General features: G+C 38.1%; 17 protein-coding genes. 5 read left to right on the top strand and 12 right to left on the bottom strand.

Going from position 1 to position 23,801, the window contains the following annotated elements; genetic code table 11:
• Window positions 1–115: 115 nt before the first annotated feature.
• The 5 genes from F580_RS0106745 (at window position 116) to F580_RS0106725 (ending at window position 6,483) form a co-directional block, all read left to right on the top strand.
• A complete protein-coding gene (locus tag F580_RS0106745; RefSeq protein WP_019026943.1) occupies window positions 116–2,029 on the top strand; it encodes a DUF3604 domain-containing protein in 1,914 nt (637 codons plus the stop codon).
• Window positions 2,030–2,178: 149 nt separating this feature from the next.
• Window positions 2,179–3,009: a peptidyl-prolyl cis-trans isomerase gene (locus F580_RS0106740; protein WP_019026942.1), complete on the top strand. Its 831-nt coding sequence runs from the start codon at window positions 2,179–2,181 to the stop codon at window positions 3,007–3,009.
• A 4-nt stretch (window positions 3,010–3,013) separates the two neighbouring features.
• A complete protein-coding gene (locus F580_RS0106735; RefSeq protein ID WP_019026941.1) occupies window positions 3,014–4,060 on the top strand; it encodes a HupE/UreJ family protein in 1,047 nt (348 codons plus the stop codon).
• A 491-nt stretch (window positions 4,061–4,551) separates the two neighbouring features.
• Window positions 4,552–4,734, top strand: a complete 183-nt coding sequence (locus F580_RS0106730; RefSeq protein WP_019026940.1) for a hypothetical protein — start codon at window positions 4,552–4,554, stop codon at window positions 4,732–4,734.
• Window positions 4,735–5,172: 438 nt separating this feature from the next.
• Complete coding sequence (locus F580_RS0106725; RefSeq protein WP_019026939.1) at window positions 5,173–6,483, top strand: CHASE3 domain-containing protein; 1,311 nt, start codon at window positions 5,173–5,175, stop codon at window positions 6,481–6,483.
• 369 nt (window positions 6,484–6,852) lie between these two features.
• On the opposite strand, the gene F580_RS0106720 is transcribed toward F580_RS0106725, so the two are convergent.
• From F580_RS0106720 to F580_RS0106655, 12 genes are all read right to left on the bottom strand, one after another.
• A complete protein-coding gene (locus tag F580_RS0106720; protein ID WP_019026938.1) occupies window positions 6,853–7,602 on the bottom strand; it encodes a hypothetical protein in 750 nt (249 codons plus the stop codon).
• Between the two features lie 690 nt (window positions 7,603–8,292).
• A complete protein-coding gene (locus tag F580_RS0106705) occupies window positions 8,293–9,366 on the bottom strand; it encodes a protein-glutamate methylesterase/protein-glutamine glutaminase (RefSeq protein ID WP_019026935.1) in 1,074 nt (357 codons plus the stop codon).
• A 43-nt stretch (window positions 9,367–9,409) separates the two neighbouring features.
• Window positions 9,410–10,264, bottom strand: coding sequence for a CheR family methyltransferase (locus F580_RS0106700; RefSeq protein ID WP_019026934.1), 855 nt, complete (start codon window positions 10,262–10,264; stop codon window positions 9,410–9,412).
• A 44-nt stretch (window positions 10,265–10,308) separates the two neighbouring features.
• On the bottom strand, window positions 10,309–11,364 hold the full coding sequence (locus tag F580_RS0106695) for a porin (protein WP_019026933.1): 1,056 nt from the start codon (window positions 11,362–11,364) through the stop codon (window positions 10,309–10,311).
• 88 nt (window positions 11,365–11,452) lie between these two features.
• Window positions 11,453–11,983, bottom strand: a complete 531-nt coding sequence (locus tag F580_RS0106690; RefSeq protein WP_019026932.1) for a chemotaxis protein CheW — start codon at window positions 11,981–11,983, stop codon at window positions 11,453–11,455.
• A gap of 17 nt (window positions 11,984–12,000) precedes the next feature.
• Window positions 12,001–14,121 (bottom strand): CHASE3 domain-containing protein, encoded by a 2,121-nt coding sequence (locus tag F580_RS24125; RefSeq protein ID WP_157443024.1) that lies wholly within the window; start codon window positions 14,119–14,121, stop codon window positions 12,001–12,003.
• 120 nt (window positions 14,122–14,241) lie between these two features.
• On the bottom strand, window positions 14,242–14,772 hold the full coding sequence (locus tag F580_RS0106680) for a chemotaxis protein CheW (RefSeq protein ID WP_019026930.1): 531 nt from the start codon (window positions 14,770–14,772) through the stop codon (window positions 14,242–14,244).
• A gap of 36 nt (window positions 14,773–14,808) precedes the next feature.
• Window positions 14,809–16,905, bottom strand: a complete 2,097-nt coding sequence (locus tag F580_RS0106675) for a chemotaxis protein CheA (protein ID WP_019026929.1) — start codon at window positions 16,903–16,905, stop codon at window positions 14,809–14,811.
• 11 nt (window positions 16,906–16,916) lie between these two features.
• Window positions 16,917–17,255: an STAS domain-containing protein gene (locus F580_RS0106670; RefSeq protein ID WP_019026928.1), complete on the bottom strand. Its 339-nt coding sequence runs from the start codon at window positions 17,253–17,255 to the stop codon at window positions 16,917–16,919.
• A gap of 831 nt (window positions 17,256–18,086) precedes the next feature.
• Window positions 18,087–19,271, bottom strand: a complete 1,185-nt coding sequence (locus F580_RS0106665) for an MFS transporter (RefSeq protein WP_245560594.1) — start codon at window positions 19,269–19,271, stop codon at window positions 18,087–18,089.
• 47 nt (window positions 19,272–19,318) lie between these two features.
• Window positions 19,319–21,130: a tetratricopeptide repeat-containing sulfotransferase family protein gene (locus F580_RS24120; RefSeq protein ID WP_019026926.1), complete on the bottom strand. Its 1,812-nt coding sequence runs from the start codon at window positions 21,128–21,130 to the stop codon at window positions 19,319–19,321.
• A 171-nt stretch (window positions 21,131–21,301) separates the two neighbouring features.
• The gene (locus tag F580_RS0106655) at window positions 21,302–23,725 is read right to left on the bottom strand and encodes a TonB-dependent receptor (protein ID WP_019026925.1); all 2,424 of its coding nucleotides are present in this window, start codon (window positions 23,723–23,725) and stop codon (window positions 21,302–21,304) included.
• Window positions 23,726–23,801 lie beyond the last annotated feature (76 nt).

The raw sequence follows: 23,801 nt of genomic DNA, 5'->3' as shown, positions 1-23,801 counted from the left end.
CGCTACAGCCAACACTTACGTGCAAGCAACTTTACACAAAACGATTACCAAGCTATTCTAAATAGTTGCTTCCTTCTATAAATTGTTATTATTAAGATACTTACAAGGAATTGTTATGCTAAAAAATAAGCTAGTTACCGCTATTAGCCTCGCTTGCGTGCTTGCCTCTTCGCAAATTGCGTTAGCTTCACCAACAGCAACTAAGGCGGATATGAAATACTCGCCTCACGCTAATAATACCCAACCGAATAATGTTTATTGGGGTGACTCTCATCTTCATACTGGCTTATCACTTGATGCCGGCTTATTTGGCAATACCGTCAGTATTGATGATGCCTATCGATTAGCACGCGGTGAGCAAATTAATTCAGCTAAAGGCATTCCGGTAAAATTAGCCCGACCTTTAGATTGGCTCATTGTTACTGACCATACCGATTTAATGGGTATAGCTACCGATATACAATCAGGTACTGATAATATTTTAGCCATTCCTAAAGGTAAAGAGTGGCATGAAGGGTTTAAAAAAGGTGGTAAAGCCGCAGGAGAAGCCGCCTTTGATTTAATCACTAATTTTGCACAAATGACCCTACCTAAACAACTCGTTAAAGATTACAGTCCTGGTTCAGAAGTATTTAACCGTGTTTGGAAAAAAATCGTCAATGCAGCTGAAGAGCATAATGAGCCGGGTTTATTTACCGCCTTTATCGGTTTTGAATGGACCTCAGTGCCAAAAGGGTTCAACTTACACCGTAATGTTATCTTGCGTGACAATGCCGATATTGCCTTGAAAATTGAACCATTAACTACACAACCGCCCTTAGGCAGTACCGACCCGCTAGCGCTTTATCAATGGCTAGAAGATTATGAAAAAAACACTGGCGGTCAAGCCTTTGCTTTCGCTCATAATGGCAACTTATCAAATGGTTGGATGTTCCCTACCGAAGGCACTTACGCTGGTGGCACGGTTGATAAAAACTACGTAAAACTTCGCGCCAAGTGGGAACCGCATTACGAAATAACCCAGATAAAAGGTGACGGTGAAGCCCACCCTTATTTATCTCCTGAGGATGAGTTTTCTGATTTTGAAAACTGGGATGTCGGTAACTTAGATATCACTGAATTGAAAAGACCTGAAATGTTAAAAGGTGAATATGCTCGTGAAGCCCTTAAACAAGGTTTGCTATTAGAGAAAAAACTCGGTTATAACCCGTACAAGTTCGGTTTTGGTGGCGCTACGGATAGCCATACTTCACTAGCAACTGCTGATGAAGATAATTTTTTTGGTAAATCAACTAGCGTTGAACCTTCTCAAGACCGTATTAATCACCCCTTTATTGCCTCTAAATTAGGTAGAATCGAAGGCTATAACTTAGTCGCTTCTGGTTATACCGGTATTTGGGCCCATGAAAATACCCGTGGCGCCTTATTTGATGCCATGCAGCGTAAGGAAACTTACGGTACTACTGGCCCGCGCATGACAGTGCGATTCTTTGGTGGTTGGAATTATCAGCAAAAAGATTTATTAGCCAACGATCCTGCTAAAGTGGGTTATGCCAAAGGTGTACCTATGGGTGGCGACCTGGTTAAGCAAAAATCAAACAAAGCTCCATCATTTATGATTTATGCGATGCGCGATCCAAAAAGTGCTTACCTTGACCGCATACAAGTGATCAAAGGCTGGTTAGATAAGTCGGGTAAATTACATGAACGCGTTTATGATGTTGCCGTTTCTGATGGCCGTAAAATTGATAAGTCTGGTCGTGCTAGGCAGCCTGTAGGTAATACCGTTGACCTTAATACGGCTACATGGAGTAACAGTATTGGTGATGCACAACTATCTACGGTTTGGACAGATCCTGATTTTGATAAGAATGAGTCATCGTTTTATTACACCCGTGTTATTGAAATCCCAACACCGCGTTGGGTATTGTACGATAAAGTAAGATTGGGTGCTGTATTGCCAAAAGAAGCCAGGCTTGTTGGTCAAGAGCGTGCTTATTCTTCACCGATTTGGTATTCAGCTAAATAATCGCAGTGAAAATTTATCAGCCTTACTCATATACACGGGTAAGGCTGAGTTATTTTAGTCGTTAGCCCCGCCGCTTCACCTCTTAACACTTAACTCTTAACACTTAACTCTTAACACTTAACTCTCATTTATAAGTCGTTGTATTTATCATGCTTAAAAAAATTATTACCGAGCCTTTGCTTCACTTTCTCGTCGTTGCTATTTTATTATTTATACTCTTTGAGCAATTGAATGCCCAAGAGTCTAATCCCAACACTATTACGGTCAGTCAAGGGCGTGTAGAACAAATTAAACAAAGCTTTTTAACACGCTGGAATCGAGCGCCTTTAGCTAAAGAGTTAGAAAACGCCACCCGCCATTACGCTATCAATGAAATGTACCTACGTGAAGCGCGCGCCTTGAATATGGATAAGGGCGATACCGTCATTGATAGACGCTTACGTCAAAAAATTGAGTTTTTGATTGAAGATCTTGTTACTACCAAAGAGCCTACTACCACAGAACTAAGGGGATTTTATCAGCAGCATATTGATAAATATCAAACCCAACCATTACTAAGTTTTACCCAGGTTCAATTGTCTGTTGATGTGACTAAAGCAGCGTTACAACAGAAAATAGTCCAGCAGCGACAGTTAATAACTCAAGGTAAAACACCACAAGGCGAATTGAAATTATTGCCTTATCAAGTTACCGGGCAAAACTCAGTGCAAATCGATAGAGTATTTGGCACTGGTTTTAGCGAAAAATTACTAGCCGCTCCACTTTATTCATGGTTTGGCCCGGTTGAGTCTTCCCACGGTATTCACTTTGTTTTAGTTGAACAACAAATACCTGCGGGTAATAAAGACTTTGATTCAGTGAGAAGGAAAGTATTAGTCGATTGGCAATATCAAAATTTACAAGTTGCTAAAGCAAGCTTTGAAGAGCAATTACTACAACGTTATACCATTGAAAAAACGCCAACGGTAGAAAGTGAGTAAGCCAATGATAGTTAATATAAATAGCAAGATAAGGCATAAGATCAACCTGTTATGTCGACTGGTACTGCTTTTCCCACTCTTTGCTTTGTTTGCTAGCCAGGCACTTGCTGATGATATGCGCCCTGCCTCACTAACCATTACCGCAACGAGTAACACAAATTTCGATGTCGTTTGGAAAGTGCCGCTACGCAACGGTAAAAAAGAGCCGATACAGTTTGCTTTACCTGATAAAAGCCAACAAGTGGGTTTAACCAGAAAGCACATTTTTAATAATGCTTATATCGAATATTCAAGTTTTCAGCGTGAGGATGGCTTAACTGGCGTTATGATCACCATTGATGGCATTGAACGCTCAACGGGTGATGTACTGGTTCGTATTATTGGGACAAATCAAGAAACATTCACCACGGTGCTTAATGTTGAAAAACCCAACTACTTAATTAAAAAGATGGTTTCTTTAAGTACTTTTGATACCGCAATCACCTATACAGAAATAGGCATTAAACACATCCTTATCGGGTTAGACCATTTATTATTTGTCGCTTGCCTAGTGTATATATCTGGTAGTCGAAAGAAGTTATTCTATACCATCACCGGCTTTACCCTCGCCCACTCAGTAACCCTCTTTCTTGCTGCCACGAATGTTATGGTTATCCCGATTGAACCGGTAGAAGCGGTTATCGCCTTGAGTATTATTTTTCTTGCTTGGGAGATAGCGAAAAACCGACAACACAGTTTAAGCTTGCGCTACCCGGTATTGGTGTCATCAAGTTTTGGCTTACTACATGGCTTTGGTTTTGCGGCCGTACTCAGTGATATTGGTTTGCCTGAAAGTGAAAAATCATTAGCACTATTAAGTTTTAATATTGGCGTAGAAATAGGTCAATTGTTGTTTGTTATAGCGCTATTTTTATTAGTTAAATTGGCATCGAGCCTTTATCAGTGGCGACGAAAAAAACCATTAACCTTAACCATGCTGCGCTTACCCATTAGTTACTTCTGTGGTATCACAGCAACATTATGGTTTATTGAGCGCTTAACTGCATTTTGATAATTAACAGCCTAAGAGCGGAGGTAAGTAGAAATAATACCCCTGCGCTTATCGCAAAAAATGACATAAATGCACTAATTTTAACGGCTAAATTTTTCTTTCAAGAGCGAGCCTAATACCCCTCACTCTTATATTTTCTCACGTCAAAGTAGCTAATCTTAGCATGATACTCTAAGTTGATAATGCCTCCACAGCGCCATAAAAATAATTTTTAGCACATATATTCTAAAGCGAAATAGCCCCCCATTGTGAGATACAACTACACGTTCACTAATACCGCAGAGCAATCTATAGAATAAAAATATGAAGCATCAGCGTTCTTATCGAACTATCTTTTGTACTGGCTCGGCCAAAGTGTAATTTAATGCTAAGATAGGATATAATTTTACAGAAATCTGATTGAAATCAGTCAGAACATTGTTTGCACTCATTTGTACCGAGAAAATGGTATAGTCAGTTCAATTATTCAACATAGATAGAGAAAAGTAGTAATGCGGATTAAATTAACCCAAGACCTCAAATGTGGCAATGACACTTTTTTAACTGGTGAAGAGTACGAGGCTGTATTGATATTACCTCGCTCAACAACGGTAGAGTTTGTTGCCGATTCAGGTAAAAAAGTCAGAGCATTTAGTTATGAATATGTGACAGTAGCACCTGCAACAGACATCTAGCCAAATTAATAAGTACTTGCGCTATAAAGTGGACAAAAAGTACTTCAGCTCTCTGCTCCAGTCAATTATGACCTAGTTTGATTATTATTTTTATAAGGATATCTGCTATGTCTAAATTTCTAAAGCATCTTATTATTTTAATGACGCTAAACTGTATACATGCTTGGAACGAGATAAAAACTAAACAAGCAATAACAGATAAGAGATAAGAGATAAGAGATAAGAGATAAGCTAAATCGAAAGCATCTCATATCTCTTCACAACAGCTAGCAGAATATCTCTTAGTCAATGACGATTTTATCTTGCTGGATATTCGTACCGAAGCAGAATATCTAGCGGATCACATTCAAGGAACTAAATGCTTTGCAACGTCTTAAATATATGCTGGTACGGGCATTTATTGTGTCCACAAAACAACCACAATTAAAGTAACTTCTTATGAGTATGCGTTTAAAGTTAAAATTGCTAATTTCTTTTTTGTTTATAACAGCCATTGGCAATTCACTTTTCTTTTTTCAGTTAACATCTTTTGAAGAAGGTAAGTTATTTTGGGTTAATCATACTCATAACGTTCTTCATCACAGTGATCGCTTCCTAAGTAGCCTCAAAGACACTGAAACTGGACAAAGAGGTTATTTACTGACAAATGATGCTAGTTATTTGCAACCCTACTATGCAGGGATTACTGATTCTATAACGCATTTCAAAAAATTAAAACTTCTTACTAAAGACAACCCTCAACAGCAAGAACGACTAGACCTTATCCATAAAATGGCAGAAAGTAAATTCTCTGAATTACGTCAAACAATTGAATTTGTTAAAGTAAATAATAACATTGAAGCCCTAGCCTTGGTAAAAGCTAACAAGGGTAAACAGTATATGGACAGTCTAAGAAGACTCTTGACTAACTTTAATAATGAAGAGCGGCTTTTGTTAGAACAAAGAAAGGGAGACTATAAAGCAAGTCGAGCGAAGATAGAAACCTTGATACTAGTTCAGTTGCTCTTCTTTTGTTTTTTGGCAGTTTTCGTGCTGCTCTTTTTAAATAAAAACTTGTTTCAGCCACTAAAAATCCTGCTTGACAGCACAAAGAAAACAGAAGAAGGAAAAGCGCTGAGTATTGTTGATGTAGTTCCAAATGATGAAATGGGATATTTACTCTCCAGTTTTTATACAATGAGTGAAAAAGTATATGAAAGAACAAAAGTATTAGGCCATAAAGCCTTTCACGATGACTTAACTGGATTGAAAAATCGCTCAAAAATGAATGAAGAAATTGAACATGCGATTAATCACTCAAAAGAATCAAATACAAAATTAGCGATATTTTTCATTGACTTGAATGACTTTAAAGTTCTAAATGATACCTTTGGCCATGAATCAGGAGATATGATATTAAAAGAAGTTGCCGTTCGTCTTAAAGCCGCTTTGCGTTCTGATGATAGTATATTTCGTGTTGGTGGAGATGAGTTTGTTGTACTGATAAAAGACGTTAAAGCTATCACAGAAATTCAATATATTGTCGCCAAAGTGTTAAAAACTACCGAATCACCGGTGATGATTCAGGGACAACAAATGAAAATCAGTCTTAGTCTTGGGGTAGCTGTTTCACCTGATGATTCAATAAACAGTTTTGATATTGTTAAGTTCGCAGACATTGCAATGTACGAGGCTAAAAGGAATAAAGATACTCATTTTAAATTCTATGATAGCAGTATGCTGAAACGCCTTTCCGATCCAAAACAATGAGCTATGTCTTAATTCTGATAGTATAGCTATAGCCCTTCACCTCACATATTTTTTTGCTGATTAAACTTATTATTGGTTATAAGAATCTTGTTGTTTAGTTGCCGCCACAGTCATCGCTTGGCTCTATCTTCGTTACCCTTCTTCATAAATTATTTACCCCTTGTTTGGGTATTATCAATATAAAAGTAAAGCCGAATTATAATGACCGCTTTTGAGCGCTTGGTACTTCAATCCAGGCTCAAAGTTAAGTAAAGCTTCCAATTTAAAAATAAAAAACTTAATTGTCCCTCATCCTGACTGGCTCATGCGCCACCACAGCGGTCACTAATATCTATTGGTATTTCGCTGCTTAGAGCGATTTTCGGTCGCTCAGCTCTTTGAATTTAATCGACGATATTCGGCTTTAGGACTAATGCGAACCCAACGGAATAGATACATAATAACGAGTTTAGTCATGCCACTAACGAAGGCAAGAACGATCAGAGGCCAACCGTCTCTAACTCCCATAGAAATAGCAAAAGCGATGGTGGAAATATCCATCATAAGAATAAACTGACTCATCCTTATATCTATAGCACCAGTCTTTCCCGATTCAATAATTAACTTTATTTGATGTGCGTACCCTTGAGCTAATAAAGCAGAGACCGTCACAATTAAAATTGTCTGAAAATCCTGACTTTGACCTGACAAGGTATCATTAAAAACAAGTCCGACAACGCCGACAACAAAGCTCAAGCCAACAAATAAAATACAAAACAATGAGGGTTTTGACTTTCTATCTTGCCACATTTCGAACAATATTAGCGTAACCAATACTGAAGCAAAAAGCCTTGGCCAAACCATATAATGATTAAAAGGGTCAATGCTATATCCATATATAAAGAAAGAAAAATAAGCGAGAAAGCTCATTGTGAACTGGTTTTGTGACAACATTTGAGTAACTTTAGTTTCACGGTTCCTCTTTCTCAACCAGACTTTATTAAGCTGTAAAAATACGCCATATAAACTGACAAAAATAAATATTGTATTTATCGTACCAAATAAGTCATACCACATTCCGACAATCTCTCCCTTACCATTATTGTCGACAATAATAAGATAAACAACACCAAAAAACAAGTACCGTTGACTTACATCGACACATTGTCGACAATATAAGGGGAGGATAATACTTTTAGATAAATGTAAAAATGAGCTGAAGTTGTGGTTATACTGGAGAATAAGTAATTTTCAGATATAACGAATGCTTGATATTGGCAAAGAAATTTTAAAGTCAAACTCAGTTAATTACCACTTTAGGTCAAAAGTTAACGTTATATATTGGAATACCAACGGCAGTAATGAGCTTGCAGGTGGCATAGATGTATCAACCCTAATGTTCCTCATCCTGACTGGCAACAACGCCACCATAGCGGACATTGACCTTCTTAAAAGTTAAGATGAATTAGAGTATTACCTCTAAGGGGGGTTCGCCCCCAAAGTGCCATTGCCTCTCAAAGTTCGACTACACAACAAACAGGTCCTAAATCACACTAAAGAATTGAATACTGAAACGACTGTGTCAATCGACAAAAAGAATGTATATCTCATCCGATGAACAGAAATGAAACACGCTTAGCCCAAATAGTTAAAATACCTACAGATAAGCAAGCGGGTATTAAAACCGCCTTAATAAACGACGAGTCACACCGACAGCAAACATCACAAGTATCCCTTCGAGACAAGACCAAACGGCTAATGCTTCATGAGGTAAAAACTACAAAATCACATTAACAAATTGAAATAACTTATAAAAGTACATTTTTTTAATTATTTTGTCCTAGTGAAAATTTCTTGTGCTATTTTTTCAAGAGGTAATACTTTATTGACACCACCTGTTTTTATCGCCTCATTCGACATGCCAAAAACCACGCAACTGGCTTCATCTTGCGCAATAGTATAGGCGCCAGCATCGCTCATTTCTTTCATGCCTTTAGCACCGTCATCCCCCATGCCTGTCATGATAATACCCACAGCATTTTTACCAATATAATTGGCGGCAGATCTAAATAAAACATCCACAGAAGGACGGTGTCTTGAGACTAACGGCCCGGATTGCACTTCGACATAATATCGAGAGCCGCTTCTTTTACAGATGATATGCTTATTACCAGGTGCAAGTAATACGTGTCCTCGTAAGATAGAATCACCATTGCACGCTTCTTTAACAGTAACAGCACTAAGGCCATTAAGTCGTTCGGCAAAGGTTTTAGTAAAACCCTCAGGCATATGTTGCACTATGACCATACCAGGAGAATTGATCGGTAAGGCTGATAAAAATACCGCCAAAGCTTCAGTGCCACCCGTTGATGCACCCACCACCACAATTGTTTCAGTGGTTTTAGCCATCGCATAAGAACTGTTTTTCTTCAGCATAGCATCGGCGTTTAATTTAGGCCGTATTTGGTTAGATTTCCTCAGTTTTACCGGTTTAGCTAAAAATGCCGCTTTGATAGCATCACAGAGAATAATGCGAGCTTCTTGTAAAAACACGGCTGTGCCTTGTTGAGGTTTAGCGACAATTTCAATGGCTCCGTATTCAATCGCTTTGGCTAAGGTTTCAGTGCCATTACCCACTAAACTTGAACAAATCACCACAGGTAATGGATGTTGATGCATAATTTTTCGTAAAAAAGTCAGACCGTCCATACGGGGCATTTCAATATCTAAGGTGATAACATCGGGCGCTTGCACACTCATTTTTTGTGCAGCGACAATAGGATCTTGAGCCGTGCCAATGACCTCAATATCTTTATCGCTGGAAAATATTTCACTCAGTGTTTGCCTGACTACTGCTGAATCATCAACAATCAAAACTTTAATTTTTTTATTTTTTATCATCATAATATTTTTTGCTTAAAAATTATTTATCGGTAATCAATATGAGTTAAATTTGAACTCTATCGTGCTTCTGATAGATGGTTTGACCAATTAAATCTAACGGCAATTTTAGACCGTGAATCGATTCTGAGTGCCCTAAAAATAAATTACCCTGCGGTACCAATAACTGACAAAACTTGTTAATAATATCTTGTTGGTTTGTTTTATCAAAATAAATCAACACATTGCGACAAAAAATAATATCCATCTTATCGGGTAATCGATAAATTTTATTTTTAAAGTTCAATATTCCAAAAGAAACTTGGTTTTTTACTACACCAGAAACTTGCAAAACATTTGGATCTTGAATACTACGCCTGAAGTATTTCCTGCGCATATCAATCGGCACTGGTTCAATATCTTTTTCAGTATAAAGTGCTTGTTTAGCTTTTTTTAATACTGAAATTGAAATATCAGTAGCAATAATTTCAAAGTCGAGAGGGGCATGTGTTTCATTCCACTCGCTAAGCAACATAGCAAGGGTATAAGGTTCTTCGCCACTAGAGCAACCAGCACTCCATATCCGCAGTGGTCGAGTTCGACCTATGCCTTGGCTCACTAACTTAGGCAGCAGAGTTTTGACAATATAATCAAAGTGATCTTTTTCACGAAAAAAATTGGTTTTATTAGTGGTTAAAGCATCAATTAGATGAATCACTTCGTCTTTACCACTAGCACTTAAAACAAACTGAGTATATACTTTAAAGTTTGCCATATTTAAATGCCGTAGTCTTTTTCTTAATCGTCCTTCCACCATGCTTTGTTTTTTGTCAGACAACTGAATGCCAGAATAATCATCGACAAAACGGACAATTTTACTAAGATCTGTCGATGATATTTTTTGTTCAGCGATTGTTAACATAAAGGTTAGATCACCTTATGGATTGTAGGAAATTAATTGCCAGCTTATTTGAAAAAATTGACATCAAATTTTGCCACAATGCCTAACGAAATAGCACTGGGATCATTACCCAACATTGGTATTACTTTATCTCCGTGTCCTTTACCATTGACACTAAAGTTAACCATATCATCGTTTTCCATTCGCGCATAAGCGAGATATATTGTGGCGTTATCATTAAGTGCATAATCATAACCGACAGCGATTTGCGTGGCTTCACTCTGACTAAATTCGCCATCACTAACAGCAAACTGTGCTTTAAGTGTACCTTTGTCAGATAATTTCATACTGCCACCGAGGGAGAAACTGCCCCTATCATTACCTGCCAAACCGGCAATATCGAATTCCATTTGATAACCACCACCAATACTGTAACGCTCAAAGTTATATCCTAAGGTGAATGCAGCCACTGTTTGATCTTTATTAGCATCAGGTTGACCAATGCTGCCATAAGCAAAACCGAGTTTTAAATCACCACGAGCATAATTGGCTTTTAAAATAACATTAGCTGATCCTTTTTGACCTTCTTCGGGTGTATAGGTTACCGCAAAATCAAAACCCTTCATATCAGGTGTTGCGTAGTACACGACATTGTCCATACGTCCCGGTATTCCTGAACCTTCCCATAAGTTGCCCAAGTCACCGACTTGATCAGCAAATAAATTATAATCGTTGGCCCATTGATCTAAAGCGGGCATATGACCAATCAATGTTGTACCGAAACTACCACTAAGACCGACAAAGCTAGGCCGTGTTTTGGTAAAAAATTGCCCTTCATAGTCCGCGCCGCCATTGCCATCGTTACCGCCCTGTCCAGTGAGATCAATACCACTTTCATATTGAAAAATAACTTTGAGTTCATTCATCAATTGATAGTTGCCGCTAATGCCAAAACGTGAAGAATTACTGGCAACATACATACTCGAATCAATACCATCATCAACATTATCCAGCGATAAATGGCCAACACCATACATATTTAATGCAAAGGATTCTTCTGCATAACTCATTGTCGGTAAAAAAGTTAATAGCAAGATAACAAGAATTTTCTGTTTGTTCATGTGTTAGTCCTATTTTTACTCTGATGGTATTAAAGCAACTAATAACCGTATATCTAAAGGTGTAGCTATCGATTCACTTAGTGGCAGCTTATTCAATTGTTGATTGCTCTATTGGCAGTTGTTCACCGACCAGTTCACTTTCGGCTATGTCATGAATGACATCCATTTCTTCATAAGTGCATAGTTTTAAGGCATCTAAAATAACGACAAAATTATCTTCAAATTTACCGACACCATAAATAAAAGCAGTATCGACATTACTGCCAATTTTAGGTGGTGGCGCTATGCTATCTTCGTCAAGATCAATAACCTCTCTAACAGAATCCGCTAAAGCACCAAATAAACAGAGTTCCTCTGCAATTTTAAGCTCTAAAATAATGATGCAAGTATCAACAGTAAAATCAGTTTTCTCTAAACCAAACTTTAATTTTAAGTCGATAACGGGCACCACTTGACCACGTAAATTAATCACCCCACGCATAAACTCACTGCTACGCGGTATGGAAGTGATTTCTCTGATCTCTAAAACCTCTTTTATATAGCGTATATCAATGCCAAAGACTTCTTTGTTTTGTTGAAAAGTTAAATATTGACAAATATTTTTACTCTCTTCAGACATGAGCAGCACTCCTCGAATTAATATTCAACAAAACCATCATCAGATTCTAAATCGATCTTCACTCCTGCTGATTTTTTAGTAATCGGTTTAACATTTTTATGTTCGCGTGGGCTAGCCGTTGGGCCGCTGTTACCACGACTCACCGTTTTCTGCATACTTGTGCTCAGGGTAAAGAAGCCAATGGCACTTTGCGATGTTTCAGCTTGAATCGTTAGATCCTGCGCGGTTGAAGCAATTTCTTCTGAGACAGCAGCGCCTTGCTGAACAACTTGATCTAGTTGCTGTATAGCTTGATTGATTTGATTGGCACCAATATCTTGCTCTTGTGCAGAAACACTAATTTCTTTGACCAACTCAGCGGTTTTATTGATATCAGGCACGATAGAATCCAGCAAGGAGCCAGCTTTTTCGGCTACTTTCATCGACGTTTCCGATAATTGGCTAATTTCACCCGCCGCTGTTTTACTTTCTTGCGCCAGTTGTCGTACTTCAGAAGCAACTACCGCAAAACCTTTACCATGCTCACCGGCACGCGCGGCTTCAATAGCGGCATTAAGTGCTAATAAGTTGGTTTGACGAGCGATTTCTTCAATCACTGAAATGGTATTGGCTATTTCTTTCATCGCGGCAACGGCATCATTTACGGCCTTGCCACCTTCAGCAGCATCTTTGGCAACTTGCTGAGCTATTGTTTCGGTTTGCTTGGCATTATCGGCGCTTTGGCGAATGTTGGCTGCCATTTCTTCCATAGACGCCGAAACTTCTTCCAGTGAAGCCGCTTGCTCAGAGGCATTATTTGACAACGTCATCGAGGTATCACTCATGGCAGCAGCGCCGGAATTCACCGTCATAGCGGAGGATTGCACATCGGAGACCACATCTATCAGTTTCGAACTCATCAGCGCCATAGAAGCAAATAAACTACCACTATCATTGTCTTTCACTGTCAGCGTATTGGTTAAATCACCTTTGGAAATATCGCTAGCAACTTTATTCAAATACGCTGGCTCACCACCTAACAGTTTCATTATATGGTTAGCTAAAAAGGTAACTATAAATATACCAATGATAATCGCTATTAAGGTACCAAATATAGAGGTATTGGTAGCAAAACTTGATGTGCCTTCCAAGCTATTAAAACGCTCTATCATCAAGCTACTTTCTCTTTCTTTAAAGGTGTTTATCTGCTCACGAAATTTATCAAAATAGACTTTGCCTTTTGCCTGACCTACTTCATCAGCCATATCGTCCATGGTTTTTGCATTACCTATTTCTCGACGCAAAGTAATTTGCACTTCCACTACTTTCTCGCGCCAATTTTTGATAGTAGTTTTCATTTCTCTGAGTAAGCGTACCTGAGCGGGGTTATCGTTAACTGTTAGTGATAACGACTCAATCTGTTCTTCGAAGTTAGTTTTACCATTGTTATAGGGCTCTAAAAATTGATCTTGCCCTGCTAATAAAAAGCCACGCATACCGGTTTCCATATCGGCTGCTGATGCCAGTATCGACTTAGCGACATCAATGACTTTATAGGTATGAATAACCCTCTCGGTTAATTCTTTCATTCGAGTTAATGAACTGGTTCTTTCCGCTTCTGCTTCCCTTTTCTTTAACAAAACTTCTTCACGATCAATAAAGGTTTGGACCTGAGTGCGAAACTTATCAAAATATTGCTTACCTTTGGCTTGTTGTACCAAAGCAGCCATATCATTCATGGTTTTAGAATTACCTATTTCTTTGCGTAGAGCGATAACAGGTTCAGTAACCATAGTTTTCCAATCACTAATTGTTTTTTCTGTTTCAGATAATAATTTTACTTGTGCGGGATTATCATTCACTGTGATGGCCAATGCATCGATTAAGTTACGAAAACGCTCATCTCCTCCCTTGTATGGGTCGAGAAACTGCTCCTGACCGGCTAATAAAAAGCCACGCATGCCGGTTTCCATATCAACCGCAGCAGCTTCTATTTCAGACGCTCTTGCCAACACCTTATAGGTATGATCGACTCGTTCAAAAGTAGCTAAGAGGGAATTAATACTTGTATATACTACAATTGCTATTAATACCATCAAGCTAAGAATCAAGCCGTTGCCTACAAACAATTTTCCTTTAAAAGTTAAATTATCAAACACTATAGTTCTCCAGTTTAAATCTACAAGTAAGCTCAGCACCATAAGTCTCTGCCTGATGGTTCTGTCAGCTAGCCGTTATAAAACTCTTTTATTTTTTTAAATGCTTACCTAGTTTCTCAGTTACAATATCGAAGCTGATACAACATTGGTATCAGCGCCGACCAGTAATTCCTCAATCGAAAAAAGTACCGATATATCCAAAATAGTAAAAAATTCATCTTCATTTTTTTGCATACCTAAGATGAATTTTGAGTCCATCGCCGCACCCATTTTAGGTGCGGGATCGACATTTAGACCTTGGGATGTCACAACATCGCGCACTGAATCAGCTAAAGCGCCAATAAGTATCGCTTGCTCATTAATATGTACTTCAATAATGATGATACAGCTATCAACTGTGAACTCACATTTCCCCATGCCGAATTTCAATTTCAAATCGATTAAAGGAATAATTTGACCACGAAGATTAATAACACCGCGCACAAATTCTGGTGTCCTTGGCAGTAAAGTAATAGCTTTTATCCCCATCACTTCTTTGACCGCTGTTAAAGGCACTCCAACAACATGTGTGTGTAAACAAAAGGTCAGATACTGAGTAACAATCTCCTCGACTGCTGTCACCCTTTCCTCAACTTCGTCAATATCACTCATGCAAAAACTCCTACCAAATTAGCTTAAATATTATGATTAAATCCTTTCTGCCACTTCAAACAATTGTACTATTTGCGGTAAATCTAAAATAAGGGCGACTGAGCCATCTCCCAAAATAGTGGCACCACTAACACCGGCAATGGTTTTATATATATCACCGAGACTTTTAATAACAATTTGTTGTTGGCCAATGACATCATTAATAATTAAGCCATAACGTTCATCATCGATATTAACAATAATCACTTGAATGTCTTCTGGCATAGTCGATTGCTCACCAACCCAATTTTGTAGGGGTAAACAGGGGATCAATGTGTCTCTGACGCGAATAAGTTGACCTCGTTTTGAGGACTGTAGTTTTGATTTTTTCGTTTCCACACATTCAACCACCATAGATAGCGGAATAACCAAAGATTCACTACCTACACTTACCAATAAACCTTCTATTATGGCTAACGTTAGCGGTAATTGTAGTGTTATGGTGGTACCTTTACCTAAGATGCTCTCCATTAAGATTGAGCCTCTTAAACTTTCAATGCTTCTTTTGACAACATCCATACCAACACCTCGGCCGGAAATATTGCTGACAGTATCAGCGGTGGAAAAACCGGGCTCGAAAATATATTGCAGGATTTCTCGGTCACTGGGTTTTTCACCGGCTTTAGCAAAGTTTTTTTCCAGGGCTTTATTCCAGATAATTTCTGGGTCAATGCCTTTACCATCATCTTTAATTTCGATTAAAACATGGCCATGGGCATGTTTAGCCGTCAAGGTGATGGTACCCGATTCGTCTTTACCACTAGCTTGCCGAACTGCGGGTAATTCAATGCCATGATCTAAACTATTTCTGATCAAATGCACCAAGGGATCACTAAGCTGATCAATAACCATTTTATCTAACTCGGTATCAGCACCAAAGGTGAGCATTTCAATTTTTTTACCTTGCTCTGAAGAAAGATCTCGAACTAAACGACGGAACTTACTAAAGGTGCTACCAATAGGCAACATTCGAATACCGAGCACATTATCGCGAATGTTCGTGACTAAGCTGTCGAGTTCTTCAGAAATAGCATTTAATTTACTGTCATTTTGTTCTAATGCTAATTGATTAAGACTGGCTAATGAAATCACTAATTCGCCAATTAAATCCATTTGCATATCAAGCCGAGCTGAAGAAACACGAATATTATCACTGGCAACGGCTTGTTTTTTCTGATCACGTTCACTGCGGACTACTTCTTGCTCAAGTAGCGCTGAATCAATTTTTTCTTGTGGCACTAAACCACTTTCTTTAATAAGCTCCCCCGCTAATGGTTTCTCTTCAAACAAGGCGGCTAGTTGTTCTTCGGTGAGGTCTCCACGTTCAATTAAAATATCACCCAAACGTTTATAATCATTTTCAAAGTCACTTTCTTGATTAATGACATCAACCTTAAGCTCACAATCATCTTCAATAAATTCAAAAATTTCAATAATATCGTCTTTTCCCTGCTGTGTAGAAATAATTATTTCCCAACTGAGATAACAAGCGGTTTCATCTATTTCATCTAGATCTGGAATCTCATTCACATAAGCAACACTGCGCACTTCACCTAGATCCATTAAACAGTCAATCAGTGCCAAGGGGTTCATCGCCATAGTTAGAACATTTTTGTCAGGAATAAAACGAATGCGATAGTGTGCCCAATCAAGAGCAACATCTTCATCGGGCGTGCTTAAATCTATGTTTATGCCTTGAGGTATATCCTCTTCCTTTTGAGGAGAATATTTATGCAACATTTGCAGTATTTCTTTGCTCTCTTCCCTAAGAGTAGGGTTAATATGATCAAGAGATTTAATCACTTTCTCAATAAAGCTATGAGAATCTAAACCTATTTCGATCAACTCTTTAGTGACAATGATCTCACCATTTCTGACCCGATCAAAAGCGGTTTCAAATTCATGGGTAAATTTAGATAAATTAGTAAAACCGCACATACTGCCCGAGCCTTTGATGGTATGCATAGCTCTAAAAATGCGATTGATAATATCCATATTTTTGGTGTCATTTTCTAACTCTAGAAAAGCTTCCTCCAACTCTTCCAATAAATCAGTTGCTTCCTCGATAAAGATAGTTTGCATATTTTGATACACTTTCAGCCACCTTACTTTAAGTTTGATTGTGTACTGGTTGAACTAAACATTTCATGAAAAACACCTGAAGAACGCAAAATTTCTTTTACCGATTCTGAGATGGGAAAAATATCAATACCAACATTATTTGCTAAGGCCTCATTTTTTGCGGCAAATAACAGTTGAATGGTGGTCACATCTAATTTATTTAATGCGGACATATCAATACGAATATTTTTTTTTTCATTGATTGCTTCAATCAATATAGTTTTGAATTCTGTTGCGTGTTGAATTATTACTGAATTTGTTAATGTTATAAGCGACAGGTCTTTACACTTCTTTAAATGGCAGGGGCTATCTGATTTAGACATGTAACAATCCTAAGTTATTATTATTAAATTTACTGAATTTATTGCGATTAACTAACTAATAAACACTTCATATCATCACTGCTCAACATTTCATTAGATAACAACATCAGCCTAGTAAATAATAGATAAAATTCAACATGATCAAGAAATTATTTTCAATTATGGTTAAATTATTTGACTGATGTCGCATTTTGCTTGGTTGGTTGGTTGGTTGGACTAATCAAAAATATCAAAGATGCATAGCAGAAATCATCAAACTAAGGTAATAAATTTAATATTCAGATACTTATTATAATTTATTGATATAACTAGCCCGACCCTTTCAGTAAATTAACGATCACCAATTTAACTTGTTAATATTTCAGTAGTCATAGTAATTCCATTAATTAAGAATACTGAATTGATGAGTGTAAATTTTGAATATCAGGAGTTTTATTGAGAAAAATAGGGAGATTTGGATTGAAAATAACGCTATTATTGGATAGTTAAAAATGCTCACTGAGTTATCATCATTGCTCAAACCTTCAATATTACCGACATTAAAATAACCTAGGTCCACACAAAATTAGAACATATACCCTATAGCACTAATATTCACTACGCTCTTTAGCGGTCATAATTTTAACGTCATAACTTAAAAATCGAATAGTGCATTATCTAATTGAACTCAAGCTACAAAACGATAAGTAACAGTAGTTATGGTTATGAACGCAACATTCAACTATTTGAGAATGATCAACAAGATCACAATAGACTTATTCCTCAGCATTAAAACAACTATCAGTACGAACAGCTGTTTTAGTGCTGAGGAATATAAGTTTGAAAGGTTTTTTATGCACTTTTTTTGTCTAATAACTTCGCCGGTTTTAGTATAAAAATAGCGGAAAGAATTAAACCAAACACCGCAACATTGATAACGGTATTATATTGCTCGTTGGTCAAAACAAGTGCGCCAACCATAGGTCCAGAGGCAAGTCCTAGTTTAGAAGCAAAACCACCTAAAGCGGCAAATTGCCCTGCTTTATCTAATTCTGAACAGATACCAAACATGTAAGGTAAAGAAAATGCCCATGTGACACCAATAATTATATTGGCCACTAAGTACACTTGTTCACTGTCGCTAAAATGTAATAACCAACTGCATAATGCAGTAATCAATATTGAGGAAACTAAGGGTATAGTTCGTCCATATTTGGTGCCAATAATAATCACTAGAAAAGCGCCTATTAAGGCAATCCAGCTTGCATAGGCCAGTGCCGGGCTCATAAAATCAATGGTTAAACCTCTAGCCTTGCCAAGTCCTATCATATAAGCGAATAAGCCCATATTGGCTGCCTGGAATAAGAAGATGGCTATCAAGTTAAAGTATAATGGCTTTTTTTGTATTGCCGGGGCGGGGTCTTTATCAGATGAGCTCTTTGCTATTTTATACTGTGGTATAAACGGCATCATCACTAAGGTGACCGCGGTAAAAGTGATTAAGGCAATAAAAAGTGCCTTGGTACCATAAACAGGCACAAGCTCAGGTAAATACATTAAGCCTAAACCACCTAATCCCCATTGTATAAAGAGTAAATAACCAAAGGTTTTATCTGCTTCACTGGTTCTTGAAATAATACCAAAGCCAATACCCACTAATAACCCGCCAGTTAAGCCATGGATAAAACGAATAGCAATCATCATGCTTGGACTTTCAATAAAAATACAAGCGCTGTCTATAAGAATTAAGGTAACTAGTAAAACATAAGACCAAGTGCGCCAGTTAATGCGTTTAATTAAAAAGACCGCAGTTAATGCCCCCAGCGCCGCACCATACAAATTTGCCGAGCTTACAAAGCCAGCTTGTTGAGTAGTGAAGGCTAAGCCCTCTTTTAAGCCACTCACAACTGCTGGCATGATGTTGATATAAAATATGCCAGCTGTCGTTAAAAACGCCAACATAATGCGGGCAAAAATCCCGTTCGGGTCGACTTTATTAAGCGAATTTAATTCACTGTTTATTGTTATTTCTGTCATTATATTTCTCATCTAAGTGGTTTGCTGTTTGTTTCAGCACGGCTTAATTAATCGCAGCAAATCCCTGCCTGTTCTAATTGGCGTTTTAATGGCGCAAGTTGTGCAGAAAAATGCTGCCATTTACCTTGTGAACTTTTATAAAGACCTTGGCGTACTTGCGTGGCACTTGCTGTTGTTGACGGTGATTGGTTTTTTTGAAAATCAAAACACGCCCGCTGCCAGCTAAGATCACAGTGTTGAATTAAAGCTTTGGCTTGCTCTTCGATATTATTGACTACCTCTTCATAGGCAATGTGATAAATAACACCGGGCATTACTTCTTGCCAATGCAACATCATCTTATGATGAGCAATATAATATTGCCCTAACTCCTGTAAATCATAAGAAAACGGATAACCTTGAGTAAACAATTGTTTATAAATTGCATAACAAGTATCTAAAGGGTGACGTGTGACATGGATGATTTTAGCTTGGGGTAAAGCTAAATGTATCAGCCCGACATATAAAGAGTTTAACGGTGATTTATCAATGAAATGTTTTGTTTTTCCCGTACTAATACGGGTACTTTCAATATACGAACGCCCTAACGTTGCAAAATTAATGTCTGTGGTTATCGACACTAAGTCAGCTTTACTTTTAGGTGCATTTCTAATTTTTTCAAAACAATATTTTTTTACTTGTGCCATCATTTGCAGGGCAAAATCATTTAATTCACCGGCACTAAACACATCACTATGGTTACTAAGAATTCTGTCAACTAAAGTAGAGCCGGTTCGCGGTAAACCTAACACGAATATTGCTTCATCATTATTAAAAACAGGAGCCTTTTTATCTGCTTGTTGCTCAAAGAATGAGGCGGTAAAAGTTCTGATAATTTCATCCATGGTTTCAATATCATGGGCGACATGGTAACGAATATTACTGCGCCTGCTCTGTGCGCCTTTGGTTAAATAGTCAAAACTTTTTTGATAGTGGCTAATACTCTTTTGGCTTAGTTCTTTATCGCCAAGATCTTCATGCTCTTTTGCCAAGGCATAATAAACTTGTGCTTTCGCCATAGGATGTTTTATTGGTTTAGTTAATAACGTTTCAAGCTCGGTAATGTGATTAGCTTGAGTGGTTTGATTTTTTAAACTTGAACGTAATAAATACGCTTCATAATCATCAGGGTTAAGTGTTATCGCCGCCGTTAAACTAGCTTCTGCTTCATCAATTTGTCCTAAATAGCGTTGCATAGCGGCAAGGTTAAAATAGAGTTGCGCTTTACGCTGTTTGCTTGTATCGGCTATTAAATCAATGGCTTTTTGATAGTAAAAAGCGGCCATTGCGAAGTTTTCTAACTTATTAAGAATAAGGGCTAATTCGGCAAAGTTATCAATGTTCTGATCATCAGTGCTTTGCTCATCAAAGCTAAGACTGTTATTAAATTGTTGATTGTTGATCAGCTGCTCAGTAATGACTTGCGCCGGCTTTACCTTGCCAGCAATTAAAAAGCATTGTGCTTTATGCAGTTGCCATTGGGCATTTTGTGCCGCTAACGTTATTGCATTGTCGATAAGCACTATTGCCTGGCTAAAGTTTTTTAGTTGCAAAGCAAGAAAACTTGAAGCGTACCAAGCATCGGCGCTGTCGGGAAATGATCGATTGAGCTGGGCACAAGCGGTATTTGCCTGTGATATTGCTTGTTTATTGATTAATGACCAAACGTGATCGAGTGCTTGTTCAATAGCTGATGAAGAAATATCTAATGAGGACATACCTAGTGAAGACTTATCGAGTGAAGAAGAGGTTATCGTCGACAAATTTAATGATGCGGTTTTGTCTTTACTTTGCGGGGTATTGGAAAAGTTACTGCTCATAAAAAAAACCGTTAACAATATGGATTTTTTCACCATAACGTTTTATGTGGCGACGAACAATATTTGTTGCCCGTAGCATGTTATTGATTAAATAAAAGAGGCCGTTAACTAACCGACTAGTGGGAGTTGCTACTAGGTTAGTTAACGGCCAACAAGAAATGAACATCGAGCTTAGAATCTATACGCTGCTGATAAACCGATGGTTCTTGGTAAACTTATATAGTCTTTCGATGAATTTCCATAAAAGTTCTCTGCCGGATTAGTGCCCATATGTTCTTCTTTAATGCGACCCGTTATGCCCTCTTCATTAGTAATGTTTTTAATGTAGAGGGTGATATCCCAATTTTCAGCACTAAAACGTGTGCTGGCATTTAAGATAGCAAAACCATCAATATCGGCACTGTACGTTGGGTTATCACCAAGATAATTCTGTGATTCAGATTGATAATAGGCATTTACCTCTGTTATCCAGTACATCTCATTTTCCATGGAATGGGTATAATCTAGTGCCACACTTAAGGTATGTTCAGGAGCTAAAGGCAAGGCATCTCCTTTGCTTGCTTGCAGCTTATAGGGTTCTTCTGACCATACTGCATCAGGGGTGTAAAAATTTTCGGTTATCTCGCCCTGAATGTAGGCATAACCTACGGAGTAATGTAAATCATCCGTTAAGTAACCTTGTAGCTCTAATTCAAGGCCCTTAGTTTCGGCAGCTTCGCCATTGGCGGCCACGAAAAACCCCCAATAGGTGGTGGTGTTCAACTGTGGATTTGACCAATCGATATAAAATACCGATGCCGTATAACTATGGCTGCCACCATCTAAATAACCTTTTAAACCTAACTCATAGTTAATGACACTATCAGAGTCATATTTATTCCATTCAGGTCGTTCAGCTAAATAGCCCTCACTTGGCACCGCATTAGCGCCTCCACGGCGATATCCCTCAGAAACAGTACCATATACCATAGTCTCTTCGTCTAAGTCATAGGATAGATTGACTTTAAATAAGGTGTCGTCTTCTTTGGTATCAAAACTAGAATTAGGTTGTGAAGTTGGCCATATAGGAAAATCTAATTCGGTGTTATTAGTAAATTCATTTTTGAAAGTTCGCATGCCGACAGTTGCTCTAAATCGGTCAGAAAAATGATAGGTAAGCTCGCCAAATAACGCCATATCAGTAAAGTTTTGTTTTCTTAAATAATGAAAGTCATTATCTACCATATTAGCGCCCCAACTTTCCCACAATGGCAAACTTCCCTCCGCTTCAACCTGCTCTACCCAACCTGGCATATAACTTTCTTGAAAGGCAGTCATATCCTGGTCCATATAATAAAGGCCAACCACCCAATCGATATTATTTTTTGTTTCATTTGATACTAAACGAAGTTCTTGTGCTATTGCTTCATCATCGTAACCACGAACCGCTTTTGCCAATGGACGCGGGGTGCCGTTATATAATCCTGTAAACCACTCTTGTTGCGCATAGAAACCAGAATTATCACTGATTGCCATACCTTCATTGTTAGACATTGATGTGCTTGATGTTAACGTGGCAAAACCTAAATCCCATTCAATTTCTAACGCAGTTAACGAGACATCACGTTCAGACGGCTCTAATATTACCGCGCCGTTTTGATACTCGTCATAACTTTCTTCGGTGCCCGTTGTCCAATGGGTTCCGCGAGTAACTTGGCGTCGACCACCGGTTTCATCTGACTGAGATTGATAAGAAACTAAAAAAGTTAAATTATCAGAAGCTTGCCAAAACGCAGAAATTCTTCCGTAGGTAATATCAACGGTATCGGCATCTTCAACTGATTCAAATGAAGGTCCACCTGTGGCTAAATCGCCACCGTTTGCTGCTGGTGCATAATTATTACTATCTAAAACATAAACATTGCTGTAATCAACTAAACCATCATTATCAATTTTGCCAACATTTGCTCTGATGGCAAAATTATCAGACAAGGGTAAATTAAGCATGACATCGCTATTTAGATTAAATCCTTCAGAGCCATCCGTTTGACTGAAATTAACCGAGACGCTGCCATAAAAGTCATCGGTATCTGGTTTGTTCATTCTATAACGAACCGCACCTGCCAATGAGCCCGAGCCATATAAAGTACCTTGCGGGCCTCGTAAAACTTCGACCATCTCAATATCTTTCAAGATAAAGTTGGCATAAAGCGGCGTATCATTGATATAAGTCGCCACGGTGGGAACCGCTGACAATGCTACGTCGCCATTAGTGCCATTATCTACGTTTACACCGCGAATAATAACGCCATTAACATTACCCGAGTTACGATAGCCTCGATCAACAACAGTAATACCGGCAATACCGCGCATCATATCTGAAGAATCAATAATATTAGCACTTGTTAATTCATCGCCAGATACGGCAGAGATATTATAAGGAACTTCCTGAATGCTTTGACTACGGCGAGTTGCCGTAACTTGAATATGTTCGACTTTACCTTTATCAACGGTTACCGCGTCAGCAGCATTGGCAGAAAAAGTGCTTAATGACATCATTAAGGCGGTACTCACTGCCGTCGATATTATTGATTTGTTAAAGATGACCTGCTTCATGTTATGGCTCCAAGTTTTATTGTTGTTTTATTGAACTGCTTTCAGGATAGACCCGTCATTTTTATTATCCTAGTAC

The organism is Colwellia piezophila ATCC BAA-637 (genome assembly GCF_000378625.1).
In the GTDB taxonomy this organism is placed as follows: Bacteria; Pseudomonadota; Gammaproteobacteria; order Enterobacterales; family Alteromonadaceae; genus Colwellia; species Colwellia piezophila.
The sequence above is the reverse complement of the archived record's forward strand: the minus strand, read 5'-3'. Positions and strand labels throughout refer to the sequence as shown.

Bases quoted from the DNA above. Each gene is read 5' to 3' on its own strand.
- F580_RS0106745 (WP_019026943.1), top strand. From the start codon at position 116: ATGCTAAAAAATAAGCTAGTTACCGCTATTAGCCTCGCTTGCGTGCTT.
- F580_RS0106740 (WP_019026942.1), top strand. From the start codon at position 2,179: ATGCTTAAAAAAATTATTACCGAGCCTTTGCTTCACTTTCTCGTCGTT.
- F580_RS0106735 (WP_019026941.1), top strand. From the start codon at position 3,014: ATGATAGTTAATATAAATAGCAAGATAAGGCATAAGATCAACCTGTTA.
- F580_RS0106730 (WP_019026940.1), top strand. From the start codon at position 4,552: ATGCGGATTAAATTAACCCAAGACCTCAAATGTGGCAATGACACTTTT.
- F580_RS0106725 (WP_019026939.1), top strand. From the start codon at position 5,173: ATGAGTATGCGTTTAAAGTTAAAATTGCTAATTTCTTTTTTGTTTATA.
- F580_RS0106705 (WP_019026935.1), bottom strand. From the start codon at position 9,366: ATGATGATAAAAAATAAAAAAATTAAAGTTTTGATTGTTGATGATTCA.
- F580_RS0106700 (WP_019026934.1), bottom strand. From the start codon at position 10,264: ATGTTAACAATCGCTGAACAAAAAATATCATCGACAGATCTTAGTAAA.
- F580_RS0106695 (WP_019026933.1), bottom strand. From the start codon at position 11,364: ATGAACAAACAGAAAATTCTTGTTATCTTGCTATTAACTTTTTTACCG.
- F580_RS0106690 (WP_019026932.1), bottom strand. From the start codon at position 11,983: ATGTCTGAAGAGAGTAAAAATATTTGTCAATATTTAACTTTTCAACAA.
- F580_RS0106680 (WP_019026930.1), bottom strand. From the start codon at position 14,772: ATGAGTGATATTGACGAAGTTGAGGAAAGGGTGACAGCAGTCGAGGAG.
- F580_RS0106670 (WP_019026928.1), bottom strand. From the start codon at position 17,255: ATGTCTAAATCAGATAGCCCCTGCCATTTAAAGAAGTGTAAAGACCTG.
- F580_RS0106665 (WP_245560594.1), bottom strand. From the start codon at position 19,271: ATGACAGAAATAACAATAAACAGTGAATTAAATTCGCTTAATAAAGTC.
- F580_RS24120 (WP_019026926.1), bottom strand. From the start codon at position 21,130: ATGAGCAGTAACTTTTCCAATACCCCGCAAAGTAAAGACAAAACCGCA.
- F580_RS0106655 (WP_019026925.1), bottom strand. From the start codon at position 23,725: ATGAAGCAGGTCATCTTTAACAAATCAATAATATCGACGGCAGTGAGT.